The organism is Pseudomonas sp. A125, assembly GCF_055409485.1.
Genome location: NZ_JBUZVP010000026.1, coordinates 1 through 22664, shown reverse-complemented (window position 1 = coordinate 22664; position 22664 = coordinate 1). Strand labels below are relative to the sequence as shown.

At 60.3% G+C, this 22664-nt stretch carries 26 protein-coding genes and 1 pseudogene; 13 read left to right on the top strand and 14 right to left on the bottom strand.

The window, feature by feature from the left end:
* Positions 1 to 115 precede the first annotated feature (115 nt).
* Positions 116 to 1123, top strand: coding sequence for a DNA-binding protein (locus ACZRN6_RS27705; protein ID WP_464009306.1), 1008 nt, complete (start codon positions 116 to 118; stop codon positions 1121 to 1123).
* On the opposite strand, the gene gorA is transcribed toward ACZRN6_RS27705, so the two are convergent.
* Positions 1124 to 2482: a glutathione-disulfide reductase gene (gene gorA, locus ACZRN6_RS27700; RefSeq protein ID WP_464009305.1), complete on the bottom strand. Its 1359-nt coding sequence runs from the start codon at positions 2480 to 2482 to the stop codon at positions 1124 to 1126. It lies immediately after the preceding gene.
* Positions 2483 to 2585: 103 nt separating this feature from the next.
* Complete coding sequence (gene galU / locus ACZRN6_RS27695) at positions 2586 to 3425, bottom strand: UTP--glucose-1-phosphate uridylyltransferase GalU (RefSeq protein WP_003212579.1); 840 nt, start codon at positions 3423 to 3425, stop codon at positions 2586 to 2588.
* Between the two features lie 307 nt (positions 3426 to 3732).
* On the opposite strand from galU, the gene ACZRN6_RS27690 reads away from it, so the two are divergent.
* Positions 3733 to 3918: a hypothetical protein gene (locus ACZRN6_RS27690; RefSeq protein WP_003212580.1), complete on the top strand. Its 186-nt coding sequence runs from the start codon at positions 3733 to 3735 to the stop codon at positions 3916 to 3918.
* 145 nt (positions 3919 to 4063) lie between these two features.
* Entirely contained in the window at positions 4064 to 4348 is a 285-nt protein-coding gene (locus ACZRN6_RS27685) for a hypothetical protein (protein WP_322145313.1), read from the top strand.
* Between the two features lies 1 nt (position 4349).
* On the opposite strand, the gene ACZRN6_RS27680 is transcribed toward ACZRN6_RS27685, so the two are convergent.
* The 4 genes from ACZRN6_RS27680 to ACZRN6_RS27665 all read right to left on the bottom strand — a co-directional run bounded on the left by ACZRN6_RS27680 (position 4350) and on the right by ACZRN6_RS27665 (position 6749).
* Complete coding sequence (locus tag ACZRN6_RS27680) at positions 4350 to 4580, bottom strand: hypothetical protein (protein WP_226478259.1); 231 nt, start codon at positions 4578 to 4580, stop codon at positions 4350 to 4352.
* Between the two features lie 63 nt (positions 4581 to 4643).
* Positions 4644 to 5555 carry a c-type cytochrome gene (locus tag ACZRN6_RS27675; RefSeq protein WP_464009304.1) on the bottom strand — a complete coding sequence of 304 codons (912 nt, stop codon included), beginning with the start codon at positions 5553 to 5555 and terminating at the stop codon, positions 4644 to 4646.
* Positions 5552 to 6202 carry a c-type cytochrome gene (locus ACZRN6_RS27670; RefSeq protein ID WP_464009303.1) on the bottom strand — a complete coding sequence of 217 codons (651 nt, stop codon included), beginning with the start codon at positions 6200 to 6202 and terminating at the stop codon, positions 5552 to 5554. Before ACZRN6_RS27670 ends, ACZRN6_RS27675 begins: the two co-directional genes overlap by 4 nt.
* A 196-nt stretch (positions 6203 to 6398) precedes the next feature.
* Positions 6399 to 6749: a hypothetical protein gene (locus ACZRN6_RS27665; protein ID WP_003212585.1), complete on the bottom strand. Its 351-nt coding sequence runs from the start codon at positions 6747 to 6749 to the stop codon at positions 6399 to 6401.
* 212 nt (positions 6750 to 6961) lie between these two features.
* Between ACZRN6_RS27665 and ACZRN6_RS27660 the strand changes: the two genes are divergently transcribed.
* The 5 genes from ACZRN6_RS27660 to ada all read left to right on the top strand — a co-directional run bounded on the left by ACZRN6_RS27660 (position 6962) and on the right by ada (position 10050).
* Entirely contained in the window at positions 6962 to 7264 is a 303-nt protein-coding gene (locus ACZRN6_RS27660) for a DUF1883 domain-containing protein (protein WP_003212586.1), read from the top strand.
* A gap of 11 nt (positions 7265 to 7275) precedes the next feature.
* On the top strand, positions 7276 to 7440 hold the full coding sequence (locus ACZRN6_RS27655) for a hypothetical protein (RefSeq protein WP_322148783.1): 165 nt from the start codon (positions 7276 to 7278) through the stop codon (positions 7438 to 7440).
* An 82-nt stretch (positions 7441 to 7522) separates the two neighbouring features.
* Positions 7523 to 8239: a 2OG-Fe(II) oxygenase gene (locus ACZRN6_RS27650; RefSeq protein ID WP_322145316.1), complete on the top strand. Its 717-nt coding sequence runs from the start codon at positions 7523 to 7525 to the stop codon at positions 8237 to 8239.
* On the top strand, positions 8229 to 8909 hold the full coding sequence (gene alkB, locus ACZRN6_RS27645) for a DNA oxidative demethylase AlkB (protein ID WP_464009302.1): 681 nt from the start codon (positions 8229 to 8231) through the stop codon (positions 8907 to 8909). The genes ACZRN6_RS27650 and alkB overlap by 11 nt, the downstream gene beginning before the upstream one ends.
* A 76-nt stretch (positions 8910 to 8985) precedes the next feature.
* Positions 8986 to 10050 carry a bifunctional DNA-binding transcriptional regulator/O6-methylguanine-DNA methyltransferase Ada gene (gene ada, locus ACZRN6_RS27640; RefSeq protein ID WP_322145318.1) on the top strand — a complete coding sequence of 355 codons (1065 nt, stop codon included), beginning with the start codon at positions 8986 to 8988 and terminating at the stop codon, positions 10048 to 10050.
* A 6-nt stretch (positions 10051 to 10056) separates the two neighbouring features.
* Here ada and ACZRN6_RS27635 read toward each other — a convergent pair whose 3' ends face one another.
* Positions 10057 to 10641 (bottom strand): CGNR zinc finger domain-containing protein, encoded by a 585-nt coding sequence (locus ACZRN6_RS27635; RefSeq protein ID WP_322145319.1) that lies wholly within the window; start codon positions 10639 to 10641, stop codon positions 10057 to 10059.
* Between the two features lie 176 nt (positions 10642 to 10817).
* On the opposite strand from ACZRN6_RS27635, the gene ACZRN6_RS27630 reads away from it, so the two are divergent.
* The 5 genes from ACZRN6_RS27630 to modC all read left to right on the top strand — a co-directional run bounded on the left by ACZRN6_RS27630 (position 10818) and on the right by modC (position 15524).
* Complete coding sequence (locus tag ACZRN6_RS27630) at positions 10818 to 11696, top strand: alpha/beta fold hydrolase (RefSeq protein WP_464009301.1); 879 nt, start codon at positions 10818 to 10820, stop codon at positions 11694 to 11696.
* A gap of 110 nt (positions 11697 to 11806) precedes the next feature.
* Positions 11807 to 12871 (top strand): NAD(P)H-dependent flavin oxidoreductase, encoded by a 1065-nt coding sequence (locus ACZRN6_RS27625; RefSeq protein ID WP_464009300.1) that lies wholly within the window; start codon positions 11807 to 11809, stop codon positions 12869 to 12871.
* A 119-nt stretch (positions 12872 to 12990) separates the two neighbouring features.
* Positions 12991 to 13758 (top strand): molybdate ABC transporter substrate-binding protein, encoded by a 768-nt coding sequence (gene modA, locus ACZRN6_RS27620; RefSeq protein ID WP_464009299.1) that lies wholly within the window; start codon positions 12991 to 12993, stop codon positions 13756 to 13758.
* A complete protein-coding gene (gene modB, locus ACZRN6_RS27615; protein WP_322145322.1) occupies positions 13759 to 14439 on the top strand; it encodes a molybdate ABC transporter permease subunit in 681 nt (226 codons plus the stop codon).
* The gene (modC, locus tag ACZRN6_RS27610; protein ID WP_322145323.1) at positions 14439 to 15524 is read left to right on the top strand and encodes a molybdenum ABC transporter ATP-binding protein; all 1086 of its coding nucleotides are present in this window, start codon (positions 14439 to 14441) and stop codon (positions 15522 to 15524) included. Before modB ends, modC begins: the two co-directional genes overlap by 1 nt.
* A 52-nt stretch (positions 15525 to 15576) precedes the next feature.
* Here the strand turns inward: modC and ACZRN6_RS27605 are convergent, their stop codons facing one another.
* The 7 genes and pseudogenes from ACZRN6_RS27605 to ACZRN6_RS27575 all read right to left on the bottom strand — a co-directional run.
* Entirely contained in the window at positions 15577 to 16713 is a 1137-nt protein-coding gene (locus tag ACZRN6_RS27605) for an OmpA family protein (protein ID WP_464009298.1), read from the bottom strand.
* Positions 16714 to 16736: 23 nt separating this feature from the next.
* On the bottom strand, positions 16737 to 17177 hold the full coding sequence (gene tssE / locus ACZRN6_RS27600) for a type VI secretion system baseplate subunit TssE (RefSeq protein ID WP_322145325.1): 441 nt from the start codon (positions 17175 to 17177) through the stop codon (positions 16737 to 16739).
* Between the two features lie 3 nt (positions 17178 to 17180).
* A complete protein-coding gene (tssJ, locus tag ACZRN6_RS27595) occupies positions 17181 to 17717 on the bottom strand; it encodes a type VI secretion system lipoprotein TssJ (RefSeq protein ID WP_322145326.1) in 537 nt (178 codons plus the stop codon).
* A complete protein-coding gene (gene tssG, locus ACZRN6_RS27590; protein ID WP_464009297.1) occupies positions 17698 to 18795 on the bottom strand; it encodes a type VI secretion system baseplate subunit TssG in 1098 nt (365 codons plus the stop codon). Before tssG ends, tssJ begins: the two co-directional genes overlap by 20 nt.
* On the bottom strand, positions 18759 to 20528 hold the full coding sequence (tssF, locus tag ACZRN6_RS27585; RefSeq protein WP_464009296.1) for a type VI secretion system baseplate subunit TssF: 1770 nt from the start codon (positions 20526 to 20528) through the stop codon (positions 18759 to 18761). The genes tssG and tssF overlap by 37 nt, the downstream gene beginning before the upstream one ends.
* A gap of 24 nt (positions 20529 to 20552) precedes the next feature.
* Positions 20553 to 22139, bottom strand: a pseudogene (gene tssA, locus ACZRN6_RS27580) (type VI secretion system protein TssA).
* Positions 22136 to 22664 (bottom strand): type VI secretion IcmF C-terminal domain-containing protein (locus ACZRN6_RS27575; RefSeq protein ID WP_464009295.1); only part of this gene is annotated, 529 nt, incomplete at its 5' end. The pseudogene tssA and the gene ACZRN6_RS27575, both read right to left, overlap by 4 nt.

The following is a 22664-nucleotide window of genomic DNA, read 5'->3' as shown; positions in this document are numbered from 1 at the left end:
CGGGATAATACGCCAATATCCCATCTGTTGAATCATCAATTTCTGCCTAAATATAATCGTGATATAGTACGTATATACATACTACGTACCACAGTACTAAATCGACGGAGACTCCATGGCTCGCGGCGGCATCAATAAAGCAGTAGTTCAAACGGCACGCCTGGCGATCCTCGCCCGCGGCGAGAACCCGAGCATCGATGCAGTACGCATCGAGATGGGCAATACCGGCTCTAAAACCACGATTCATCGCTATTTGAAGGAGCTGGACGAAAGCGAAACCCGCCAGACCATCACCGAAGCGCCGATCGACGACGAGCTGGGTGAGCTGGTGGCACGCCTGTCCCAGCGCTTGAAGGAGAAGGCTCAGGAGCCTATCGACCTGGCCCTGGCGCAGTTCCAGCAACACAAAGCCGCCCTGCTCGCCCAGGTTGAAGAGCTGGAAGCGGCCCACGGCCAACTCAAGCAACAGTTCGACATCCAGGCCGCCGCCCTCGCCGATGAAAGTGCGGCCCTGCAAAGCACCCGTTCCAGCCTGCAAACCGAGCAAACCCGCAACGCCGGGTTGAGCCAGGCGTGCAGCGATTACGAGTTGCGCATCAACGACAAAGACGAGCAGATTCGCTCACTGGAAGAGAAACACCTGCACGCCCGGGACGCCCTTGAGCATTACCGCAATGCGATCAAGGACCAGCGCGAGCAGGAGCAGCGCCGCCATGAGGGCCAGTTGCAGCAGGTACAGGCAGAGCTGCGCCAGGCCCAGCAGAGCGCGATGGTGCGCCAGGACGAGATCACCCAACTGCATCGCGATAACGAGCGCTTGCTGATTGAGCACCGGGTGACCGTGAAGGAACTGAGCGCACTGCAAGAACAGGCTCGCCACGACCGCGAACAGCAGCGCCAGTTAAGCGAACAAGTGAGTGTGATCGACAGCGAGCGCACCCTGTTGCAGGAACGCCTGCGGGTTGCACAGCTGGAGAATCAGGCGCGCCAGGAAGCACTGGCCGAGCACCAGCAGGTCAACAAAACCCTGGAACTGAACCTGGCCAGAGCCCAGGCCAGCATCGAGGCGCTGCGTCTGGCCGCCGTCGTTGCGACGGCGCCAGAGGCAACTTCCGAGGGCTGATTACTGCGCCACAGGCGTGCGCATGGTGACGAACTCTTCGGCCGCCGTAGGGTGCACGCCGATAGTCTCGTCGAAATGCTGCTTGGTCGCGCCCGCCTTGAGCGCGATCGCCAGGCCCTGCACGATCTCGCCCGCGTCGGGGCCGACCATATGGCAACCCAGGACCTTGTCGGTCTCGGCGTCGACCACCAGTTTCATCAAGGTCTTTTCCTGGCACTCGGTCAGGGTCAGTTTCATCGGCCGGAAGCGGCTCTCGAAAACCTGCACCTTGTGGCCGTCGGCGCGGGCTTGCTCTTCGCTGAGGCCCACGGTGCCGATATTCGGCAGGCTGAACACCGCCGTCGGGATCATCGCGTAGTCCACCGGGCGATATTGCTCGGGCTTGAACAAGCGACGCGCCACGGCCATGCCTTCGGCCAGCGCGACCGGCGTGAGTTGCACGCGACCGATCACGTCACCCAGCGCCAGGATCGACGGTTCGGCGGTCTGATACAGATCATCCACCTCAATAAAGCCACGCGTGTCCAACTTGACGCCGGTATTTTCCAGCCCCAGGTTATCCAGCATCGGGCGGCGGCCAGTGGCGTAGAACACGCAATCGGCTTCCAGCACGCGGCCGTCTTTCAAGGTGGCCTTGAGGCTGCCGTCGGCCTGCTTGTCGATACGCTCGATGTCGGCGTTGAATTGCAGGTCTAGCCCGCGCTTGGTCAGCTCTTCCTTCAAATGCGTACGCACCGAGCCGTCAAAACCGCGCAGGAACAGATCGCCGCGATACAGCAGCGAGGTCTTCGCGCCCAGGCCATGGAAAATCCCGGCAAATTCGACGGCGATATAACCGCCGCCCACTACCAATACACGCTTGGGCAGCTCTTTGAGGAAGAACGCCTCATTGGAACCAATGGCGTGCTCGCGCCCCGGGATTTCCGGGATCTGCGGCCAGCCACCAGTGGCAACCAGAATGTGTTTGGCGGTGAAGCGCTCACCGTTGATTTCCACCTGGTGCGGGTCCACCAGTCGCGCGTGCCCTTCGTGCAGGGTCACACCGCTATTGACCAGCAGGCTGCGGTAAATGCCATTGAGGCGGTTGATCTCGCGATCCTTGTTGGCAATCAGGGTCGCCCAGTCGAAGTTCGCTTCGCCCAGGGACCAGCCAAAACCGCTGGCTTGCTCGAAGTCTTCAGCGAAATGCGCGCCGTATACCAACAGTTTCTTCGGCACGCAGCCCACATTCACACATGTACCGCCCAGGTAACGGCTTTCAGCCACCGCCACCTTTGCGCCAAAACCTGCGGCGAATCGTGCAGCGCGCACACCGCCGGAACCGGCACCAATTACATAAAGGTCAAAATCGTAGGCCATTTCACTCTCCTCGGCAGGACAACAGCATACCTGCTTACGGGGGGCCGAAAAACGAAAAAGCCACCCGAAGGTGGCTTTCACAGATCAAGCAGGCAACCGTGAATCAGTAAGCCTTGCCAGTCTTGTAGAAGTGCTCATAGCAGAAGTTGGTGGCCTCGATGTAGCCTTCAGCGCCACCGCAGTCAAAACGACGGCCCTTGAACTTGTAGGCAATCACGCAGCCGTCTTTGGCTTGCTTCAACAGGGCGTCGGTGATCTGGATCTCGCCACCCTTGCCTGGCTCGGTTTCTTCGATCAGCTTGAAGATGTCCGGGGTCAGGATGTAACGGCCGATGATCGCCAGGTTCGACGGAGCATCTTCCGGCGCCGGTTTTTCAACCATGTCGCGTACGCGGATCAGGCCATCACCGATGTCGTCGCCGGCAATCACGCCGTACTTGTTGGTTTCCTGAGGGTCGACCTCTTGAACCGCGACGATGGTGCAACGGTACTTCTGATACAGCTTGACCATCTGGGTCAGGACGCCGTCGCCTTCCAGGTTTACACACAGGTCATCGGCGAGTACCACGGCGAACGGTTCGTCACCGATCAGCGGGCGACCGGTCAGGATCGCGTGGCCCAGGCCTTTCATCTGGGTTTGGCGGGTGTAGGAGAACGAACACTCGTCGAGCAGTTTACGGATGCCGACCAGGTATTTTTCCTTGTCGGTGCCCTTGATCTGGTTTTCCAGCTCGTAGCTGATGTCGAAGTGGTCTTCCAGGGCGCGTTTGCCACGGCCGGTCACGATCGAGATTTCGTTCAGACCGGCATCCAGTGCCTCTTCAACGCCGTACTGAATCAGTGGCTTGTTCACCACCGGCAGCATCTCTTTGGGCATGGCCTTGGTCGCTGGCAGGAAGCGAGTGCCGTAACCGGCTGCTGGGAACAAGCATTTCTTGATCATATGAGTCCTTACAAAGGGCTGTGCGTACGAAATTCGGCGCAGTCTAATCAGGCCGCAGTCACCTTACAATGGGTCCTGCTGGCGTTGCGATGTCAACATAGAGAAAAAATGTTGGCGTAAGTTCCGCCCACATTCAATCAAGTGCCTTCGACGCTGTTAAAAATCGTCGGCTTGTGCCCGTTATTAAAGGGGCTGCAACCTTTTTAGCACGCTTTATGTTGATCGGCACTGACCTGCAACAACTTGCGCCGCCCCACGCCGTTTGGCGCTATCATTGCGCCCTTGAACCAGACAACGAGATTGATAGATGTCAGAACCAAAAGGCGTGAACGGCTACCTGATCACCAAGCGAGCGGACGGCTGGCACTTGATCAACTTCCACGGCGACAGCGTTGCCGGCGCATTCGCGACCGAGGCTCAAGCGTGCGCCGTGGCCGAAGTGTTTGTGGATGAAGCGGGCCACGCGTCGAGCAAACGTCCCAAGACCAAGTAATACCCGCCGCAACGCCAATCAAGCCTCGTTTTACGGGGCTTTTTTGTGTTTGTCTGTACCTTGATGGCGGTTCGCTATAATCTCGCCTGAAACGCCCCACGACAGTGTCAGCGCTTCCCTTCAACACCCTAATGATGACTCCCACATGAACAAGATTCTGGCACTGATTGCGGTACTGGCGCTTACGGCTGGCTGCACCACCACCTCCGACACCGTCCTGAAAAATGGCGAACAGGGGCTGGCCATCGACTGTTCCGGCGAGGCCAACTCCTGGGCCAGTTGCTATGAGAAAGCCGATGCGTCCTGCGCGGGCACCGGTTACCGAATTGTCGGCACCGAAGGTACGCCCGCCTTGAAAGAGGCCGACAAGACCCTGGGCAAGGACGTCGGCAACTACAAAACCCGCAGCGTGACCGTGGTCTGCAAATAAATTACATGTGAATCTCGGCGAACTTGATCCCCAGGCCGCGAATGGTCTCGATCAAGTCGTCCAGGCGCGAGAAGGATTCGACTTCGTCCTGGTCGTCTACCAGGAAATAGCTGCGACCGCCGCTCTTCTTGAAGAATACGATCCACTCGCCCGTATCCGCGGGATTTTGAATCACATGGGTCGCAGAAATATGCCCCCCTGTGTGCTGTTCTCTGACTTGCTCACGCTTCATGACTGAATTTCCGAAAAGACAATGCCGCTGATCCAGCGGCATTTTTTATGGGTTAGCGCCAGTTTAACGGATGCCTTGGCCGATCAGCACACCATCGACCATCTGCCCGTACAGATTGACGCCATCATTGGCGTGGAATTTTACCCGGGTTTTCTCCACGGAGCCTTCCACCAGGCGCGGATCCTGTGGGCGCTCGTGACGGTTGACGTAGGCGGCGACATCCCACGCCTGCTGGTCGCTCAAGCTGCCTCCCTTGCCCAGTGGCATGTTGTGCTTGATGAAGGACGCTGCCGTGTTGATCCGATGCATGCCCGCGCCCCAGTTGTAGGAGTCTTTACCCCAAAGCGGCGGCATCACGTAACTGTCCCCGACTTTCTGGCCCTGGCCTTCCGAGCCGTGGCACACCGCGCACTGGCCTTTGTAGACCTCGGCGCCCCGTGCCAGGTCGTAGCCCTTGGCGGGTGCCGGCACCTGCGGATAACCCCGCCCGGGCAATTCGACGCCCAATGGCGCCTTGCTCGCCAGCCAATAGGCATACACCGACAGCGCGGTAATCTCCGGGCTGTCTGCGGCAGGTGGCGCACCGCCGTTCATGCTGAACTGGAAACAGCCCTGCAACCGCTCGGCGAAGGTGTTGACCTTGTCGTTCTTTTTTCGATAGGCCGGGTACATCGGGTAAGCGCCCCACAGCGGAGCGGAATTGGCCAACCGGCCCTGGTCCAGGTGGCAATTGCTGCAATTGAGACCGTTGCCGACAAATTGCGGCGCGAGGCGCTTGGTGTCGACAAACAACGCATAGCCTTGCTTCACCAACTTGCCGTAGGCATTGTCGGGCAGCTCGCTCTCTTTCGGCGGCTGGAACTGCACGCCAGCCCCAGGGCCGGCGGTAGGCTGCAACTGTGACTGATCGTCCATGGCGATGGTGGCGGAATGGGCGGGCAAACTGATCAGGGCTCCCAACAATAGGCGCTTCATGGCTTGGCCTCCTGGCCGCTCAACGAGGCAAAATAGGTGGCCACCGCTTGCACTTCTTCAGCCGTCAGCGATTTGGCGATGTGGCCCATCAAATCGTTCGGATCGTTATGGCGCGTGCCACTGCGCCAGGCATTCAACTGCGCCGCCAGATAGGCTGCGGACTGCCCGGCCAAGGACGGAAATACGTCGCCGACCCCAACGCCAGCGGGCCCATGGCAACTGACGCAGGCTGGAATCTGACGCTCCCACGCGCCTTGCAGGGCGATTTTTTGCGCCGCCTCGGTTGGCATAACGCTGCGGTGCACAGGGGCAATCGCCGGGGCAGGCATTGCCGCCAACTGCTGGGTCACTGCGCTGATTTCCTCTTGCGTAAGGGCGCTGGCCAGCGGTTGCATCACGGGGTTATTACGAAGGCCACTTTTAAAATCCTCCAGCTGCTTGCGCAAATACCCTGCCGGCAACCCGGCCAGGCGCGGAAAACCCGCCGCTGCCAGCCCCAGGCCGTCCGCCCCGTGGCAAGCCACACACGGCGCAGCTCCCGGCTGCGAGCCGCCTTGCGTAAATACGTTTTTCCCCTCCAGCGCGTGGGCATTACCCAGCGCCAGCAGCAATGCGCTACCTATCAGTACTCGTTCCAGAGACATCATCACGGCTCCATTTTTATAGTTATATGCTTAGGCTAATCAGGCATAAGCCTACAAATGGTAAGGCAATGATTTGGTCGCTACAACACCTGGCGCCGAAGCAGATCGCCAGTGACCTGAAAATCGCCCACAAAAAACCCGACACTGCAGCAGCAGGTCGGGTTGATTGATCGGATTCAAAAATGGCCGGGCTATGGGCTCAACCGGAAATGCAAGCTTCCCCGGCAGCCTTCACATCACCTGGGCGAATAGGCACATTGGACATGCTCTCATAGAGCTTGATGCTGCTGCCGCTTGAGCGCTCTTCAATTTCGAAGATAGCGGAGGGGTCAGCAGAAAACTTCTGCGGTACGATAACCTGCACGCCATCCTTGTGAGGCTCGATCTGCGACGGCCTGCGGGTTTTAGACAGTTTCTGGACCACGCACGCCGCATATTCCTGCGGTTTTTTCCCGGAGATCACTGCCAGCGTCGGTGGGGTCTGCTTGATATCCGCCACCGAAGCACATCCACCCAACGCCAAGGCCAGAACCAACACACTCCACTTCATATAAAAACCTCCGATAAAGACCCTACGACAGCGAGGAAGGTATTTTTCTCCCGCCCGCGTTGGATTTATCCCTGATAACTCGGTAAATAACTGTTTTAAATTGTCGAAGTCGTCGACGACGGTCCGATAATAAACGTGCTGGGGCTGATAAACTCCATCTTAACCTACGTATCGTTCTGATTTTTCAGAAAAAGCCCTTCTGGAGACACCGCATGAAATTCATTCACCAGCGCGAACACCTTAATGAAGGAGATATTGTCGTCATTGAATGCTCGCAAACCTGCAATATCCGCCTGATGAGCGACGCGAACTTTCGCAGCTTCAAGAACGGTGGCCGCCATACCTACCACGGCGGCGCGTTTGACAAGTTCCCGGCGAAAATCACCGCGCCAAGCACCGGGTTCTGGAACATTACCCTGGATGTCGTTACCCGCCGCGCCATCAGCGTGACCAAAAAGCCGACCTTGTCCCACAAGATCCGCATCGTGCGCCGCACCAATTCAAAACTGAGCTGACAGGAATGCCCGTGACTACCACCAAATATGTAATCAAGTACAAACTCAACGGTGAGCGCCGCTTCGAATTCGCCCAATTGCAGGCCGGCAGCATCGAGGAAGCCATGCAAGCCCTGGCAAAAATCCACGATGCCAGCGATAAAATCACCGACATTAATGTGAGCAAGGCCCTGTAATTCGAGCGCAAGCATCGGAGTGTCACGCCGCTGACGACTTCCTAGACTGGCAGCCTTTATCCGCTGCCACAGGAACGCGTCGATGCCTTCTACTCCACTGCAAGAACGTCTGGCCAGGCTGAACTGGGACGAGATCGAGCGAGACCTCGATCAACAGGGCAATTCGTTGATTGCAGGCCTGCTGGATCACAGTGAATGCGCCGAACTCAGCAGCCACTATCCTCGACACGAATTGTTTCGCTCCCACGTGCTGATGGCCAGGCACGGCTTTGGCCGGGGCGAGTACAAGTATTTCCGCTACCCACTGCCCTCACGGGTCAGCGAGCTGCGTGAACAGCTGTACCAGTACCTGGCTCCCCAGGCCAATCGCTGGAACGAACAGATGAACCTGCCCATCACCTATCCAGCGCACCATGCCGACTTCATTGCCCGCTGCCACGCGGCGGGACAGCAACGCCCTACCCCGTTATTGCTGCACTATGGCCCAGGTGACTACAACTGCTTGCATCAAGATCTGTACGGGGAGCATGTATTTCCCCTACAAGTGGCCATCCTGTTATCGCAGCCGGGAGAGGATTTCCGTGGCGGCGAGCTGGTACTGACGGAACAGCGGCCGAGAATGCAATCCCGAGCCCAGGTGGTGCCACTGAACAAGGGTGATGCAGTGATTTTTGCGGTCAATCAGCGGCCAATGCCCAGCGTGAGGGGGTTTCATCGGGTCACCTTGCGCCATGGGGTCAGTGTTCTGCACAGTGGTACACGACATACCTTGGGAGTGATTTTTCACGATGCACAGTAAGATCGATCCCGGGCCCACCGCCGACCTGTTCGCCGAAGAGGCCTTGCAACAGCCCCCGGGGCGCGAGCAAATCGGTGAACAGTCCTACGTTCTCAGGGGCTACGCCTTGCCTTGGGTCGAGCGTTTGCTGCCGGAACTCAGGCGCGTGTTGGCGCAGTCGCCGTTCAGGCAAATGGTCACGCCGGGAGGCTTTAAAATGTCGGCGGCGTTGAGCAGTTGCGGTGAGTTGGGTTGGACTACCGACCCCAGCGGCTATCGCTACTCTCCGGTTGACCCCAACAACCACCAGCCCTGGCCAGCGCTGCCTGCGACGTTGCGCCAACTGGCCGTGATGGCGGCGGCAGACTCGGGCTTCGATGATTTCGAACCAGACGCCTGCCTGATCAACCGCTATGTGCCTGGCGCCAAAATGTCCCTGCACCAGGACAAGAACGAGCGTCGTTATGCCGCGCCGGTGGTCTCGGTGTCCTTGGGTTTACCAGCAATCTTTCTCTTTGGCGGCCATGCACGCAGCGACAAAACGCAAAAAGTCTCGCTGTTCCATGGTGATGTCGTGGTATGGGGCGGCGTAGACCGCCTGCGTTTTCACGGCGTGATGCCGATCAAGCCAGGCACGCATCCGGTCATGGGGCCGCAGCGGATCAACCTGACGTTTCGAACCGCCGGGTGAATTTGACCGCAAGCATCGGAGTGATGCGAATGCCGCACAGGGTTAACCTGGCATTCTTCAACCAGGAGCCGCCACCATGACCGCGCGTCACGCCACTGAGCAAGACCCCCGCTGGGCCGCCATCGTCGCCCGCGACGCCAAGGCCGACTTGACCTTCGTCTATGGCGTGAAAACCACCGGCGTGTACTGCCGCCCCAGCAGCTCCGCCCGGCGTCCGCTCCCGCAGAACGTCGAATTCTTCGACACGCCGCAACAAGCCGAAGCCGCGGGCTACCGGCCCAACAAACGCTACTCCGGGGACCAGACCCAAGTGGCCGCACGCCATGCGCAATTGGTGGCGGGCGCCTGCCGGCACATCGAACAGGCTGAAGCCTTGCCATCCCTTGAAGCCCTGGCCGCCCTCGCCGGCTTGAGCCCGTTCCATTTTCATCGGGTGTTCAAGGCGGTCACCGGGCTCACGCCCAAGCGCTACGCCAGCGCCCATCGCTCGCGCAAGGTCCGCGACGGCCTTAAGGAGCTGCACTCGGTGACCGACGCGCTGTACGACGCTGGCTTCAATTCCAACAGCCGCTTTTACGAGACCGCCGACCAATTGCTCGGCATGAAGCCTGGCGACTATAAAGCGGGCGGCACCAACACGGATATTCGCTTCGCCGTTGGCCAGTGCTCATTGGGTGCGATTCTGGTGGCGCAGAGCAATCGCGGTGTGTGCGCGATCTTGCTGGGGGATGACCCGGACAAACTGCTGCGCGACCTGCAAGACCAGTTTCCGCGTGCCAATCTGTTGGGCGCCGATCATGCCTTCGAACAGCTGATTGCCCAGGTGGTGGGCTTCATCGAGGTGCCGGCCCTGGGCCTGGACTTGCCCCTGGATCTGCGCGGCACCGCGTTTCAAGAGCGGGTGTGGCAGGCCTTGCGGGAGATCCCGGTGGGCAGCACCGCAAGCTACGCCGAGATCGCCCAACGCATCGGCGCACCTACCGCCTACCGCGCCGTGGCCCAGGCCTGTGGCGCCAACTGCCTGGCCGTGGCGATTCCCTGCCATCGCGTGGTGCGTGCCGACGGCAATCTTTCGGGCTACCGCTGGGGCGTTGAGCGCAAACGGCAATTGCTGGAGCGCGAAACCCCGGCGCAGTCCTGACCGCCGCTACAACAGTTTGCGCTTGCGAAACTCCGCCACCTTATGCCGATTGCCACACAGCGCCATGCTGCACCAACGGCGCTTGTGGCCCTTGGTGCGATCGTAGAACCACAGCACACACTCGGGGTGTTCGCAGGTACGGACCAGGCCGAAATCCCCGTCCACCAACAACATCGCGGCCGCTTCGGCAATCGGCGACAGCAATTGCTCGGCGGTTTGCTGTTTGCGCTGGCGCTCCAGGCGTAACTCGCCAGGCGCAGGCCAAGCCAGTTGCGGGTGGCTGACCGCCTTGCGCAAAAACGTATTCAGTGCAGCGGGGTCACCCTGCAGGCCCGCCTTGCGCTGCTCCAGCAACAACCGGATCACTTCGCGCAACCCCCGCGCCGCGCCCAGTAATGCGCCCTCCTCGAAAGCCGGCACAGCGCCCTCCTCAACCCAGTTCAAACGCACCAGCCAACGTTCGACATCACCATCACCTTGCCAGAACTCAAAAGGCACGCCGTCGACATTCGCCCGGGTGTTGAGCATGTCCAACACAGGGTGGTCAGCCAGAACGTAAGGTTCCAATGGGGAGGGGGTAATGGCAGTCATGGTGAATCCTCTTCAATTCCGTGCAATCGTAACCGCTTACAACGCCTTTGGGTAGTTACTTAACTCACCAAAAAGTAACCTATAAATATTATTTGACAGGTTACTTATTCGAGCGCAGCCTTTGAAATCTGTAACCCAATAAACCAATTTATATAGTTACTCAAAGGAGCCCGATCATGTCGATTTCAGCCCCAGTGGTTCGCTACCAGCACGTTGATGCCGATGGCGTGCGCGTGTTCTACCGCGAAGCCGGCGACCCGTCCGCACCCGTGCTGTTGCTGCTGCACGGTTTCCCAAGTTCGTCCCACATGTACCGCGATTTGATCCCGCTGCTCGCCACCCGCTACCGGGTCATTGCCCCGGACCTTCCGGGCTTCGGCTTCACCGAGGTGCCCGCCGAGCGCAATTACCACTACAGTTTTGACAACCTGGCGACCACCGTCGGGCATTTCGTCGACGCCCTGCAACTGCGCCGCTATGCCCTCTACGTGTTCGACTATGGCGCGCCGGTGGGCCTGCGCCTGGCCGTGGCACACCCGGAACGGGTCAGCGCGCTGGTATCGCAGAACGGTAACGCCTACCTGGAAGGTCTGGGCGACGCCTGGGACCCGATCCGCGCGTATTGGGCCGAGCCAAGCCAGGCCAATCGCGAGGTGATTCGCAATGCCGTCATCAGCCTGGAAGGTACGCGCTATCAGTACCTGCATGGCGTCCCGCAACCTGAGCTGGTTGCGCCTGAGTCCTACATGCTCGACGTGCTCCTGATGCAGCGCCCCGGCAATGACGAGATCCAGTTGGACCTGTTCCTCGACTACCGCAACAACCTGACGCTGTACCCGGCATTCCAGGCGTTTTTCGAGGCCACGCAAGTGCCGACGCTGGTGATCTGGGGCCAACACGACCCGTTCTTCATCCCGCCAGGCGCCCATGCCTATAAAGGCAACAACGCCAACGCGGTGGTGGAATTGCTCGACACCGGCCACTTCGCCCTGGAAACCCATGCCGTGCATATCGCCCAGCGGATTCACGAGGTACTCGGGCACGCCATCGACTGATGGCCCGGCATGAAACACTGGGCCCGTCCAGTGAATAATACAGACTGGCCTGGTGCTACCTGGCCCTGCTAAAACGACGGCACAGCATCCCACCGTTGGAGAAGCGCACCATGAGCACCTGGCCAGACACCCGGATTCTTGACCTGCTGGGCATTGAGTTACCAATCATTCAGGGGCCCATGGCGAATGCCACGAGTACCGCGATGGTGATTGCCGTCAACCAGGCCGGGGCCCTCGGTTCGATGCCGGCGGCAGCGTTGAGCATCGAGCAGTTGCGCGAGGCACTTACGGTTATTCGTCAAGCCAGTTCGCGGCCGTTGAACGTGAACTTCTTCTGCCATCAGCCGCCAGCGCCGGATGCCGACCGCGACCTTCAGTGGAAGAACCTGCTGGAAACCTATTACCGTGAACTGGGCGCTGACTTTGACGCCCCGACGCCCGTCTCCAACCGCGCACCGTTCAATAACGCCGCCTGTGAAGTGGTGGAAGAATTCCGTCCGGAAGTCGTGAGTTTTCATTTCGGCCTGCCGGAAAAATCCCTGCTGGACCGGGTCAAGGCTACCGGGGCAAAGGTGCTGTCGTCGGCCACCACGGTAGAAGAAGCTATCTGGCTGGAGCAACACAGCTGCGACGCGGTCATCGCCATGGGTTCCGAAGCCGGCGGCCATCGCGGGATGTTCCTCAGCGACGACCTGAATAGCCAGATTGGTACGATGGCCCTGGTGCCGCAGGTGGTGGATGCCGTGAGCGTGCCGGTGATCGCAGCGGGCGGTATCGGTGATGCGCGGGGCATTGTCGCGGCCTTCGCCCTCGGCGCATCGGCAGTGCAGATCGGCACGGCGTACCTGTTTACCCCCGAGGCCACCGTCTCGAAGTCGCACCACCACGCCTTGCGCAATGCCCAGGCCAGTGAAACCGCGTTGACCAACCTGTTCACAGGCCGCCCGGCGCGGGGCATCATCAACCGGGTGATGCGTGAGTTGGGTGCGATCAATCCGAAGGCACCGGCGTTTCCGTTGTCCGGCGGTGCGTTGATGCCACTCAAGGCCAAGGATGAAGCCGGCTTCAGTAATTTGTGGTCGGGCCAGGCGCTGCGCCTGGGCAAAGACATCTCAACCTATGACCTGACGCTGGAGCTGGCCGCACAGACCCTGGAAAAACTCGGCCGACGCTGAACCTGAACTCCCGGGACAACTTTGCACTGTACCGGCAGTGGCCAACCGCTATATATTCCCATACATAGCGGTAGACCCCCTCTGCCTATAACAAGCCGCAAACCCCAAGGAGCTTCTTGATGATGATTCGCGCCTCACGCCTGGCCCCCACGGCCCTCGCCACCCTGATCGCCGCGTTTGCCTTCTCCTCGGCGAACGCCGATGAAGTCCAGGTGGCCGTGGCTGCCAACTTCACCGCCCCGATCCAGGCGATTGCCGCCGACTTTGAAAAAGACACCGGCCACAAGCTGGTCGCGGCCTACGGTGCCACCGGCCAGTTCTATACCCAGATCAAGAACGGCGCGCCGTTTGAAGTCTTCCTCAGCGCCGACGACACCACCCCGCAGAAACTTGAAGCCGAAGGCGACACCGTCAAGGGTTCGCGTTTCACCTACGCGGTAGGCACCCTGGCGCTGTGGTCGGCGAAGGAAGGCTACGTGGACGCCAAGGGCGACGTGCTGAAGAAAAATGAATTCAAGCACCTGTCCATCGCCAACCCGAAAGCCGCGCCGTATGGCCTCGCTGCCACTCAAGTGCTGGCGAAGGAAGGCTTGACCGAAAAGGTCAAGGACAAGCTCGTTGAAGGCCAGAACATCGCCCAGGCCTATCAGTTCGTGTCCACCGGCAACGCCGAATTGGGTTTTGTCGCGCTGTCGCAAATCTACAAGGACGGCAAGGTCACCAGCGGCTCGGCCTGGATCGTGCCGTCGTCGATGCATGACCCGATCAAGCAAGACGCGGTGATCCTCACCAAAGGCAAGGACAGCGCAGCCGCCAAGGCCCTGGTTGAATACCTCAAAGGTCCGAAAGCCGCCGCAGTGATCAAGTCCTACGGTTACGAGCTGTAAATGCCGCTGTCGAGTGCCGATTTTTCCGCGATCTGGTTGACCCTGCAGCTGGCGTCACTGACCACGGTCATCCTGTTGATTATCGGCACTCCGATCGCCCTGTGGCTGTCGCGCACCCGTTCGTGGTGGCGCGGCCCCATCGGCGCGGTGGTGGCCTTGCCTCTGGTGTTGCCACCCACGGTGATCGGCTTCTACTTGCTGCTGACCATGGGCCCCAACGGCTACTTCGGCCAGTTCACCCAATGGCTGGGCCTGGGAACCCTGACCTTCAGCTTTGCCGGGCTGGTGATTGGCTCGGTGATCTATTCCATGCCGTTCGTGGTGCAGCCGCTGCAAAACGCCTTTTCTGCCATCGGCACTCGCCCACTGGAAGTGGCCGCCACGTTGCGGGCCAATCCCTGGGACACTTTCTTCAGCGTGATCCTGCCCCTGGCACGCCCGGGGTTTATCACGGCGTCGATTCTCGGTTTTGCGCACACGGTCGGTGAGTTTGGCGTGGTGCTGATGATCGGCGGCAATATTCCGAACAAGACCCGGGTGGTCTCGGTGCAGATCTACGACCACGTCGAAGCCATGGAATATGCCCAGGCCCACTGGCTGGCCGGCTCCATGGTGGTATTTTCTTTCCTGGTGTTGCTGGCGCTCTACTCCAGCCGTAAAACCAAAGCGGGCTGGAGCTGATGTCGATGATCGAGGTGCGCCTGCAACTGAAGTACTCCGGGTTCGCCCTGGACGTCGACCTGCAACTGCCCGGTCGCGGGGTGACGGCGTTGTACGGCCACTCCGGCTCGGGCAAGACCACTTGCCTGCGTTGCATCGCCGGGCTGGAACGCGCCGAAGAGGGCTTCGTGCAGATCAACGACGAAGTCTGGCAAGACAGCCGCAAAGGGCTGTTCGTGCCGCCGCACAAACGCGCGTTGGGCTATGTGTTTCAAGAGGCCAGCCTGTTCCCGCATTTGTCGGTGCTGGCCAACCTGGAGTTCGGCCTCAAGCGTATCGCGCGCCAACAACGCCGGGTGGAGATGAGCCACGCCACCGAACTATTGGGCATCGGCCACCTGCTGGACCGTCATCCGCAGCACCTTTCCGGCGGTGAACGCCAGCGCATCGGCATCGCCCGCGCCCTGCTCACCAGCCCGAGCCTGTTGCTGATGGACGAACCGTTGGCGGCGCTGGACAGCAAACGCAAAAGCGAGATCCTGCCGTACCTCGAACGCCTGCACGACGAACTGGAGATTCCGGTGTTGTACGTCAGCCATGCCCAGGACGAAGTGGCGCGCCTGGCCGATCACATCGTGTTGCTCAGTGACGGCAAGGCCCTGGCCAGCGGCCCCATCGGCGAAACCCTGGCCCGGCTGGACCTGCCCCTGGCCCTGGGCGACGACGCCGGCGTGGTGATCAACGGCACGGTCTGCGCCTACGACGAACATTACCAGTTGCTCACCCTGCAATTGCCCGCGAGCCAATTGCAGATGCGCGTGGCCCATGCACCATTGGCGCTGGGCAAACAGTTGCGTTTCAAGATCCAGGCGCGCGACGTCAGCTTGAGCCTGCAGGCCGAGGAACACAGCAGCATCCTCAATCGCCTGCCGGTGACGGTGACCCAGGAAATCCCGGCGGACAACGCAGCCCATGTGCTGGTAAGCCTGGATGCCGCCGGCACGCCGCTGCTGGCGCGGATTACGCGTTACTCACGGGACCAATTGCAACTGCATCCCGGCCAGACGTTATGGGCGCAAATCAAGGCGGTGGCGGTACTGGCCTGAGGCGCACTTTGCCTGGCCCGCAGCGACCTGACTCTGCCGCTATCCAACAAAGCTATTGATCAATAGAGGCCGGCGCACAAGCCTGCGCCTGTGGCATCAGACGTATATCCACCCGACGGTTGGCTGCTCGGCCAGATGCTGTGTCATTACTGGCGATCGGCTGCTTGCCTGCTGCGGCCTGGACGGCAAAACAGTTATCCGCAAGATCGCCCATACGCTGCATCCAGTCGCGTACCGCCGAGGCGCGGGCGTAGGACAGTTGAAGGTTCTGCTCAGAATCGCCGGTGGTGTCGGCATGTCCCACAATCACGATCAACCAGCCCGGCTGCGCCTTGATGTTGACCAGCGCATTGATCAGCACCTTGGTCGACTCGGGCTTGAGCTCGGAGCTACCGGCATCGAACAGCGACAGGCTATCCAGGTGCACCGTATCGGGCACCGGCTGCGGCGGCGAGGCGGCCTGGCTCCACCACCAAAACCCAACTCCGAGGGCGATTGAGGCGAGCAGTGCAAACAGCCAAAGGACAATACTGCGCTTGTGGGTTTTGTTGGCGGCCGGCGGAAGCTCCGGCATCGGGTGGGCTGGCAGGACTATCACCGGCACCACGAAAGCCGGCTCGGGCGTTCTCATCAACATTGGCAGCGCCGGCAGCATTTCACCCGAAGCAACGTTACGTTGAAGGCGTTGCATCAGGCTGGCTATCTGATGACGCAGCGCCTGCAAGCTGACGAGAGACACTTGCCCCCGACGATCCAACTGCGCGGCTAACCGATCCAGTTCAGCGCCCAGCCGCGCCAATTGGGACAGCGTCTGCTGGGTAACTTCAAGGCTGCGCAACAATGGCTGCCATTGGGCAAACAGCCAGGCGAGAATCCCCATGCGCATCGAGTGCATCAGCGGCCACACCGTTGTCCATTCACTGCACAGCACCTCAATCAACGTTACCCCTTGCGCCATGCCTTCCAGGCCGTAGCAATGGCTGCGCGCCAACGCAAAAGAGGCCGCGGTTTGCAGGTCTGCGCCGTTGTTCTGAAATAACGTCAAGCACAACTGCTCGACCTTGACCCAGTCGACGGCCGGGCATGCCGGATGGCTCAGTTTGGCCAGCTCGTCACGTAGCACCGTAAATTCACCGAGGCCGCGCGGGTCACCGCCGACTCGAATACGCATTTCAAATAACGCTGTCATCCAGCTTCCCTTCCGTTACAGGTTTACGGTTTCGACAGGTAGTTCTGCTGCCTTAAATGGCGCACCAGGACTTTCCCCTCAGCCGCCAGGGTCGTGCCGAAGCTCACCCGCTCGCCGTTTTTCAGTTGCGCATCGAGGGCATATTCCAAATGACCTGGCCGGGTCTGGGGCAGCAGTTCGATATTGACGGCGGCCAGGCGCGGCTCGTACTTGAGCAAGGTGTTGACCAGCGTCCCGATCAGGTCATGCGCCGATGCGGGCAGCCCTTGCAGGGTCTGCCCCATGTCCGGCAGGCCATAGTCCGGCAGGTGACTGAGCGATCCCGCCCGGCTGTTGAGGATGCGTTGCAGGTTGTCCAGTACCGACAAGGTGTGCTGGTCCTCTTCCGGAACGCGGTACAGGTCCAGTTCGCCGTCGAAATTCTGCAGGAGCATTTCGTAGAGCGATGGGTTCAATTCGCTCACGGCCTACTCCTTGGCCAACGGTTGCAAGGCCAGCCGATTGTTGTAGAGCTCGACCACCCTCGCCCGATCCGGGTCCAGATCATCACGGGTCAGGGTCAGGCGCCAGGTGTTCAGTTGGGTATCGGGTGTGCGCAACAACGCCACCACCGTGACGAACTGAGCATCCTTATCCAACGGCACATCAAGCTGTGCGCCCTCACCGGGCTTGATCACCAGTGCCTGCTGGCCCAACAGGTCGCTGCGCAACAGATTGTCAGCGTCGCCCAGCACACTGTCATAGGTCGCCTTCTCCATCACTTTGTTGTCGCGCAGCTGATACACGCGTACCACCGTGGGCACCGTTAAACCACGCATGTCCATGACGTCTGCGTTCGTCGCGGGGCGCCCGGTGAAGTCCAAGTGCAAAGTCTTTACTTGTTTGTAGAAGATCGCCTTGGCTGTGGACGTGGTGGTGTCGGTCACGGTCTGGGTCAACCCACAACCACTCAGGAGTGCGCCGAACACGGCCACCTTCACTAGATTAAAAACGGTACGTGACATGCTGCGCCTCTCTGAATTTCGGGTTGCTGTGCAGGCCCTGGTATCGGCCCAGGTTAATGGTGATTTTTTGCTGCTCCGTTACCTGCCAGGCGTCGCTGCCCAGCCCCAGTACGCCGGTCATCCCCAGCAGTACCGGCGCACCGCCCAGGATCGCCTTTGGCAGGCTGTGTACCGGCAGTGACAGCTGCAATTTCGCGGTGCAACGCCAGCCCAGATAGACCCGCAGCAATACCAGCAAGTCGTTGTGCAATGGGTTGCCCGGCAACCAGCCACGCGCCTCAGCCAGGTCCTCGGTGAACAGCCCGAGGTGCAACTGGCTGTTGACGTCGCGCCCGACGCTGCCTAACGGCGTGCCCTGGGACAAACTCACCGGGCAACTCATCGACAGGCTGGCCGGCTGCGCCATGGGCACTTTTTGTGGCCAGTGCCGCGTTACTCGCACCTGAGTGTTGGGGGCTAGCAGTTTGACGAGTGCGGTGATGCCCTCGGCATTGCGGGTAGGCAGACGCATCACACTGAGCAACGCCAGGAAACGTGATATCGGCGTTGTAATCTGCCTGTCGGTACCGGGAATCCCCAGACCGATCAGCCCCAGCAGGCATTGTGAAGTTGCATCACGGCCACCTGCCTCGAACGTCGCCGGGTAGGAGTACTTGCGCCAAATGCGGTAGAACTGCGTGAAGATCCTGTGGTTGAAAATATCCAGGAACGCCGCCAGGGCTGCATGTCCTTCGCGACGCTGGGCGATGTCGTCCAGGAAGGTGGTGGGCATCGGCGAATCGACGCCGTAAAGCCCAAGCAAGCGCGTACGTACCGTTGCAGGACGATCAGGATGTGCTTCGCCTATTTCGATGGCCTTCAGCTCCCCCGCGGGAAAGCCCATGCCGGGATCGGGCCGAAAGCGCACCGGGTCATCCGCCGGGTGCGCGGTACTCCCCAGCGGCGGGTGACCAGGCAACGCCTGTTCCAGCAACTGGCAGAATCGGTAAAGATTGGCTTCGGCGACCTGCCCTTCCAACGCTTCGAGTAATCCAGCGGCTTTCAGCCGGGAATACGCTGACTGTGGTTCTCGTTCCATCGCAGGCACTTTCCAGTAGGTTGCAGGATCAGCGTAAGCTGGTTGAACAAATGAATATCGGCGTACAGGCCAAAGAAACGATGGAGCATTTCGCCAAAGAGGCTGATGTCGCCCTCCCCTGAAAAACCATTCGCGTCCAGGGTGATTTCGATATCCACCCCACGCAGTAAAAAGCCTTTTTCAAAGCGCTGAACCAGGTGATGGCGAACCTCGACAATCGCCTCCAGACGGCGACGGTTCAGCTCGCCACCCGCCCAGTCGTACAACGCCAGGGTGCCGCGCAGCACCTCTGCGCTGTCGAGCATCGGCAGGAAATTCGAACCCAAGTGGCTGAGTACGCGCCAATGAAAACGATCACGATTGGGTGGGTAGCACGGCAAGCTTGGGGCGCACAGGTTGCGCACCCGCAGGCCGGTCTTGGTGGATTGCACCACGGTGTCGAGCAGGGTGCTTTGCAGGGCTTTGCGGGGTAACAGGCCGTTGGTGCCGGTCAACCGCAATGACAGGCTTTCGCCGGAGTGCAACTGATCTTTTTCGAAGCCATCACCGCCCAGGATCAACCAGGTGTCATGCAATCCCTTGGGTGAGCGCTTCAAGCGGGTATGGAAATACCGCTCAGGGGCATCGTCACGCAGCATGCCGCCCTTGTGGCGGAAGCTGCTGAATGGCACATAGTCGTGGCGCACGGCATTCTTTGACGAGGTCACCTGGTCGACCGAATAAATCTCGGTGTGGCCGTCCTGCAATCGCATGGGCCGCAACAGATAATCCGTTTGCAACTGCGCCAGGGTCAGGGGGTCGGACTCCAGCGCGAACAGATTGATCACCGGTACAGCATGCAGGCGAATGTGTTCATTGCTTACATTGAAATCCCGTGGCCATGCCTCACGCAGCACCACGTCCAATTCGAACCAGGACGTTTGCGCGCTCAGGCTGAGTTGCTCCAGGCCACAGAGGGTCACGAACATGAACTTTTCGCGGAAGGTGAAGTACTCCAGCAGCAACTGATAACCGCTGAACGCGCTGTCACCCTTGGGCCACAGGCCATCCTCATCGGCGAATCCCTTGGGCGCAAAATGGCCGTCCAATGGATGACGCTCCAGTTGCCCCGACAGACGCACATACAGCGCCTGGGTATTGAGCGTCAGCGCCTGGTGCAAGGCACTGGCCAGCGGTGCGTCGGCATTCAGGTACAGCGGCAGGCGGCTCAGGTCGAGCTCGCTCCAGTCTGTCAACGCGCCGCAGGCAAAGCGCAGGCGCAGCACAGAGCGGCCGTCCGGTTCATAAGCCAGTCGCACCGACTCCAGGGCCAGCGGTTGCAACGTCACGTCCTGAGTGGTGGTGTAACGACAACGGGTACGTTGCGAACCGATAGGCTGGGACAACACCTCAAAGCCCTTGCCGATGGCTTCGCTGCGTTTCATCTGTGCCAGCTCCGGCACCAGTTCGATAACCGAAAGCGATGGAATGGTGCGTAAATAATGCGGCCATAGCAGGCTGACCAGCCCTTCGGTCAGCTCGGGCAAATCATCGTCGAGCTTCTCTCGCAGGCGCCCCATCAAGAACGCAAAGCCCTCGAATAGACGCTCCACATACGGGTCTTGCGCACCGGGTTTGTCCAGGCTGAGCTGGGCTGCCCGATCCGGGAAGGCTTCGGCGAATTCCTTGCCAGCTTCGCGCAAGTAACGCATTTCGGCGTCGAAGTAGCGCAGTGTCAAATTGTCCATGCTCACACATAAATTCCTGATGAAAGAGGGTTAGTCGCAGAGCACCGCCGCGCGCACCGGGTCAATCGCTACCAATGCGGCCAGCAAGGCCTCGGCACGCCGGGCCAGGGTGGGTTTGTCGGCATCGTTGCGCTGTGCTTTCAGACGTAGCAGCTTGAACAGGCGCGCCTTGACCTCAAAATTCAGTTCCGGCTCCCACACCGCCAGTGCATGGTGCTGCGCGGTAGCGTCCAGCTCCCCCAGGAGATGAACAGCCAAGTCGCTCTTGCCGTATTGTTCGGCCACGCGAGCCATCAACAAGCGCAGCAGCCAGCGCTGGCGGCCGGTCTGCACGTCGGGTCGGGTCGACAGCCAGGCGAGCGCCGTTTCCACACCATCGCTGTCAGCCTGGGCCAGGGCTTCACTCTCCAGCGACAAGATTTCTGCGTCTGCGGTGGTGAGCGCCGCCTTTGGTGCAGGCAACTATTGCTGCGCACGATTGCCGCTGACGTGCTGGGTAATCCAGTCACGGGTGGTCTCGTCAGCGAACGGTGCTCCATCGTTCCAGTGCAACAGCTCCAGGCCAGGCAAGCGCTCAAGGAACATGCCCAAGTCACGCTTGACGATGTCGGCCCAGCTGTCTTGTGGCGCAGGTTGTTTGTTCAGCGCCTGGTACAGGTACCACTGCAAATCCAGCCAAAAGTGGTTCACGCCTTCGGCGTACACCCGCTCGACCTGGTCGAGCAGTTCGCTCCAGCTTTGTTGCAGGTACAGGCGTTTGAGCTGTGCCCGATAATCAGCACGGGGCGCCGCAAGCCGTGTATTCCCGAGGGCTTCCTCAGGCGGTGCCTGATGCACCGTGTCCCAACGCAAGCTCTTCATCAGCCGATGCGCCGCCAGCCAGCCTTGAGGCTGCTCGCGCAAATAACCCGCCAGCGCCCTGCCGTTGTCCAACAGATCGCGCCCGGACTTGACGGGCGTGGCGGAAGGCGCCGTGGCGTGGGTGCTTGAGTCATGACTGGCACTGTGTTGCGGTACCAGCGCATCTACCCCGCCGGACTGCGTCAACCGCGCGGACAACGCGCCATACAACGCCCCCAAAGCCGGGCGCTGGTCTTGCGGCCAGGCTTGCAGCCCACGCTCCAGCCAGGCCAGCGCTGCCACCGTGCGTTCGGCTTCACTGCGCACCACTTCGGGGTACAGCGACAGGCTGTCCAGTACCTTGCCACTGGCCAGCCATTCCAGCGCCATCTTGCGACTATTGGGGCGTGCCGGCAGCACATGGGCGGCGTAACGCTCCACCAATGCGGCAAGCAAGGTGAGGCCATCAGCCAGCCCGGCTTCCCCATCCTTTTGCAAACGGGCCCACAGGTAATACGTCGCCACACGCAAGTCTTTGCAGGTGTGGATCAGCAGCTTTTCTGCCAGGTGGACGACCCGCTCGGCATCCGCCCCGGACAGCTTGTTGACCTCTTCGCGCATGCGCTGGAAGTCGTCGTCATAGCCTGGGTCTTCGCCTGCAGGCGAGGCTGTGCTGATGGGTTGCAGCCACGGTTGCCAGCGGCCAGCCTGACTATGTGCCAAAGCCAGAGCGTCGCGGTCGCCGAGGCAGTGCGTGATCAAGGTATGCAGGCTCATTCAACGCCCCCGCTCTGCGCATAGGGCGCACTTGCTATGCCCTCATTGAGGAAGATCTGCGACGGCAACGTGAAGCCTCGCAGCGTGAGCAACGCCAACGGACCCGCGCCCAGTTCGGTGCGCAGGTTCCAGGTCAGGTTCAGCCCGTCGGGGGCCTTGAGCTCCATGCGGTAGCGGCTGTCGCCGTCGTCCAGCACGGTGATGCGGGCTTTTTCCAGCAAGCGGATCAGGCCCCAGGTGCCCTGGTAATCACCCAACAGGCGCTCGCCGGTATGCACACTGGTCCAGCTCAGGCTGGCGCCCGGGTAATCACCGCGGCCCGGCCAACTGAAGCGCTGCCAGAACTCTTTTTGGTTGAAATACTGATGACGTGCGCCGTTGAGGATGAAGGTGGTTTGCACCACATCACGCACCGGTTTGCCTTGCAGTTCGAAGCTCAATCCCATGCCGCCGTCGGTATAGATCACGTCGGCCAGATGACTGAGCTGATTGATCGCCAGCAGAAATTGCGGATTGATCCGTAGC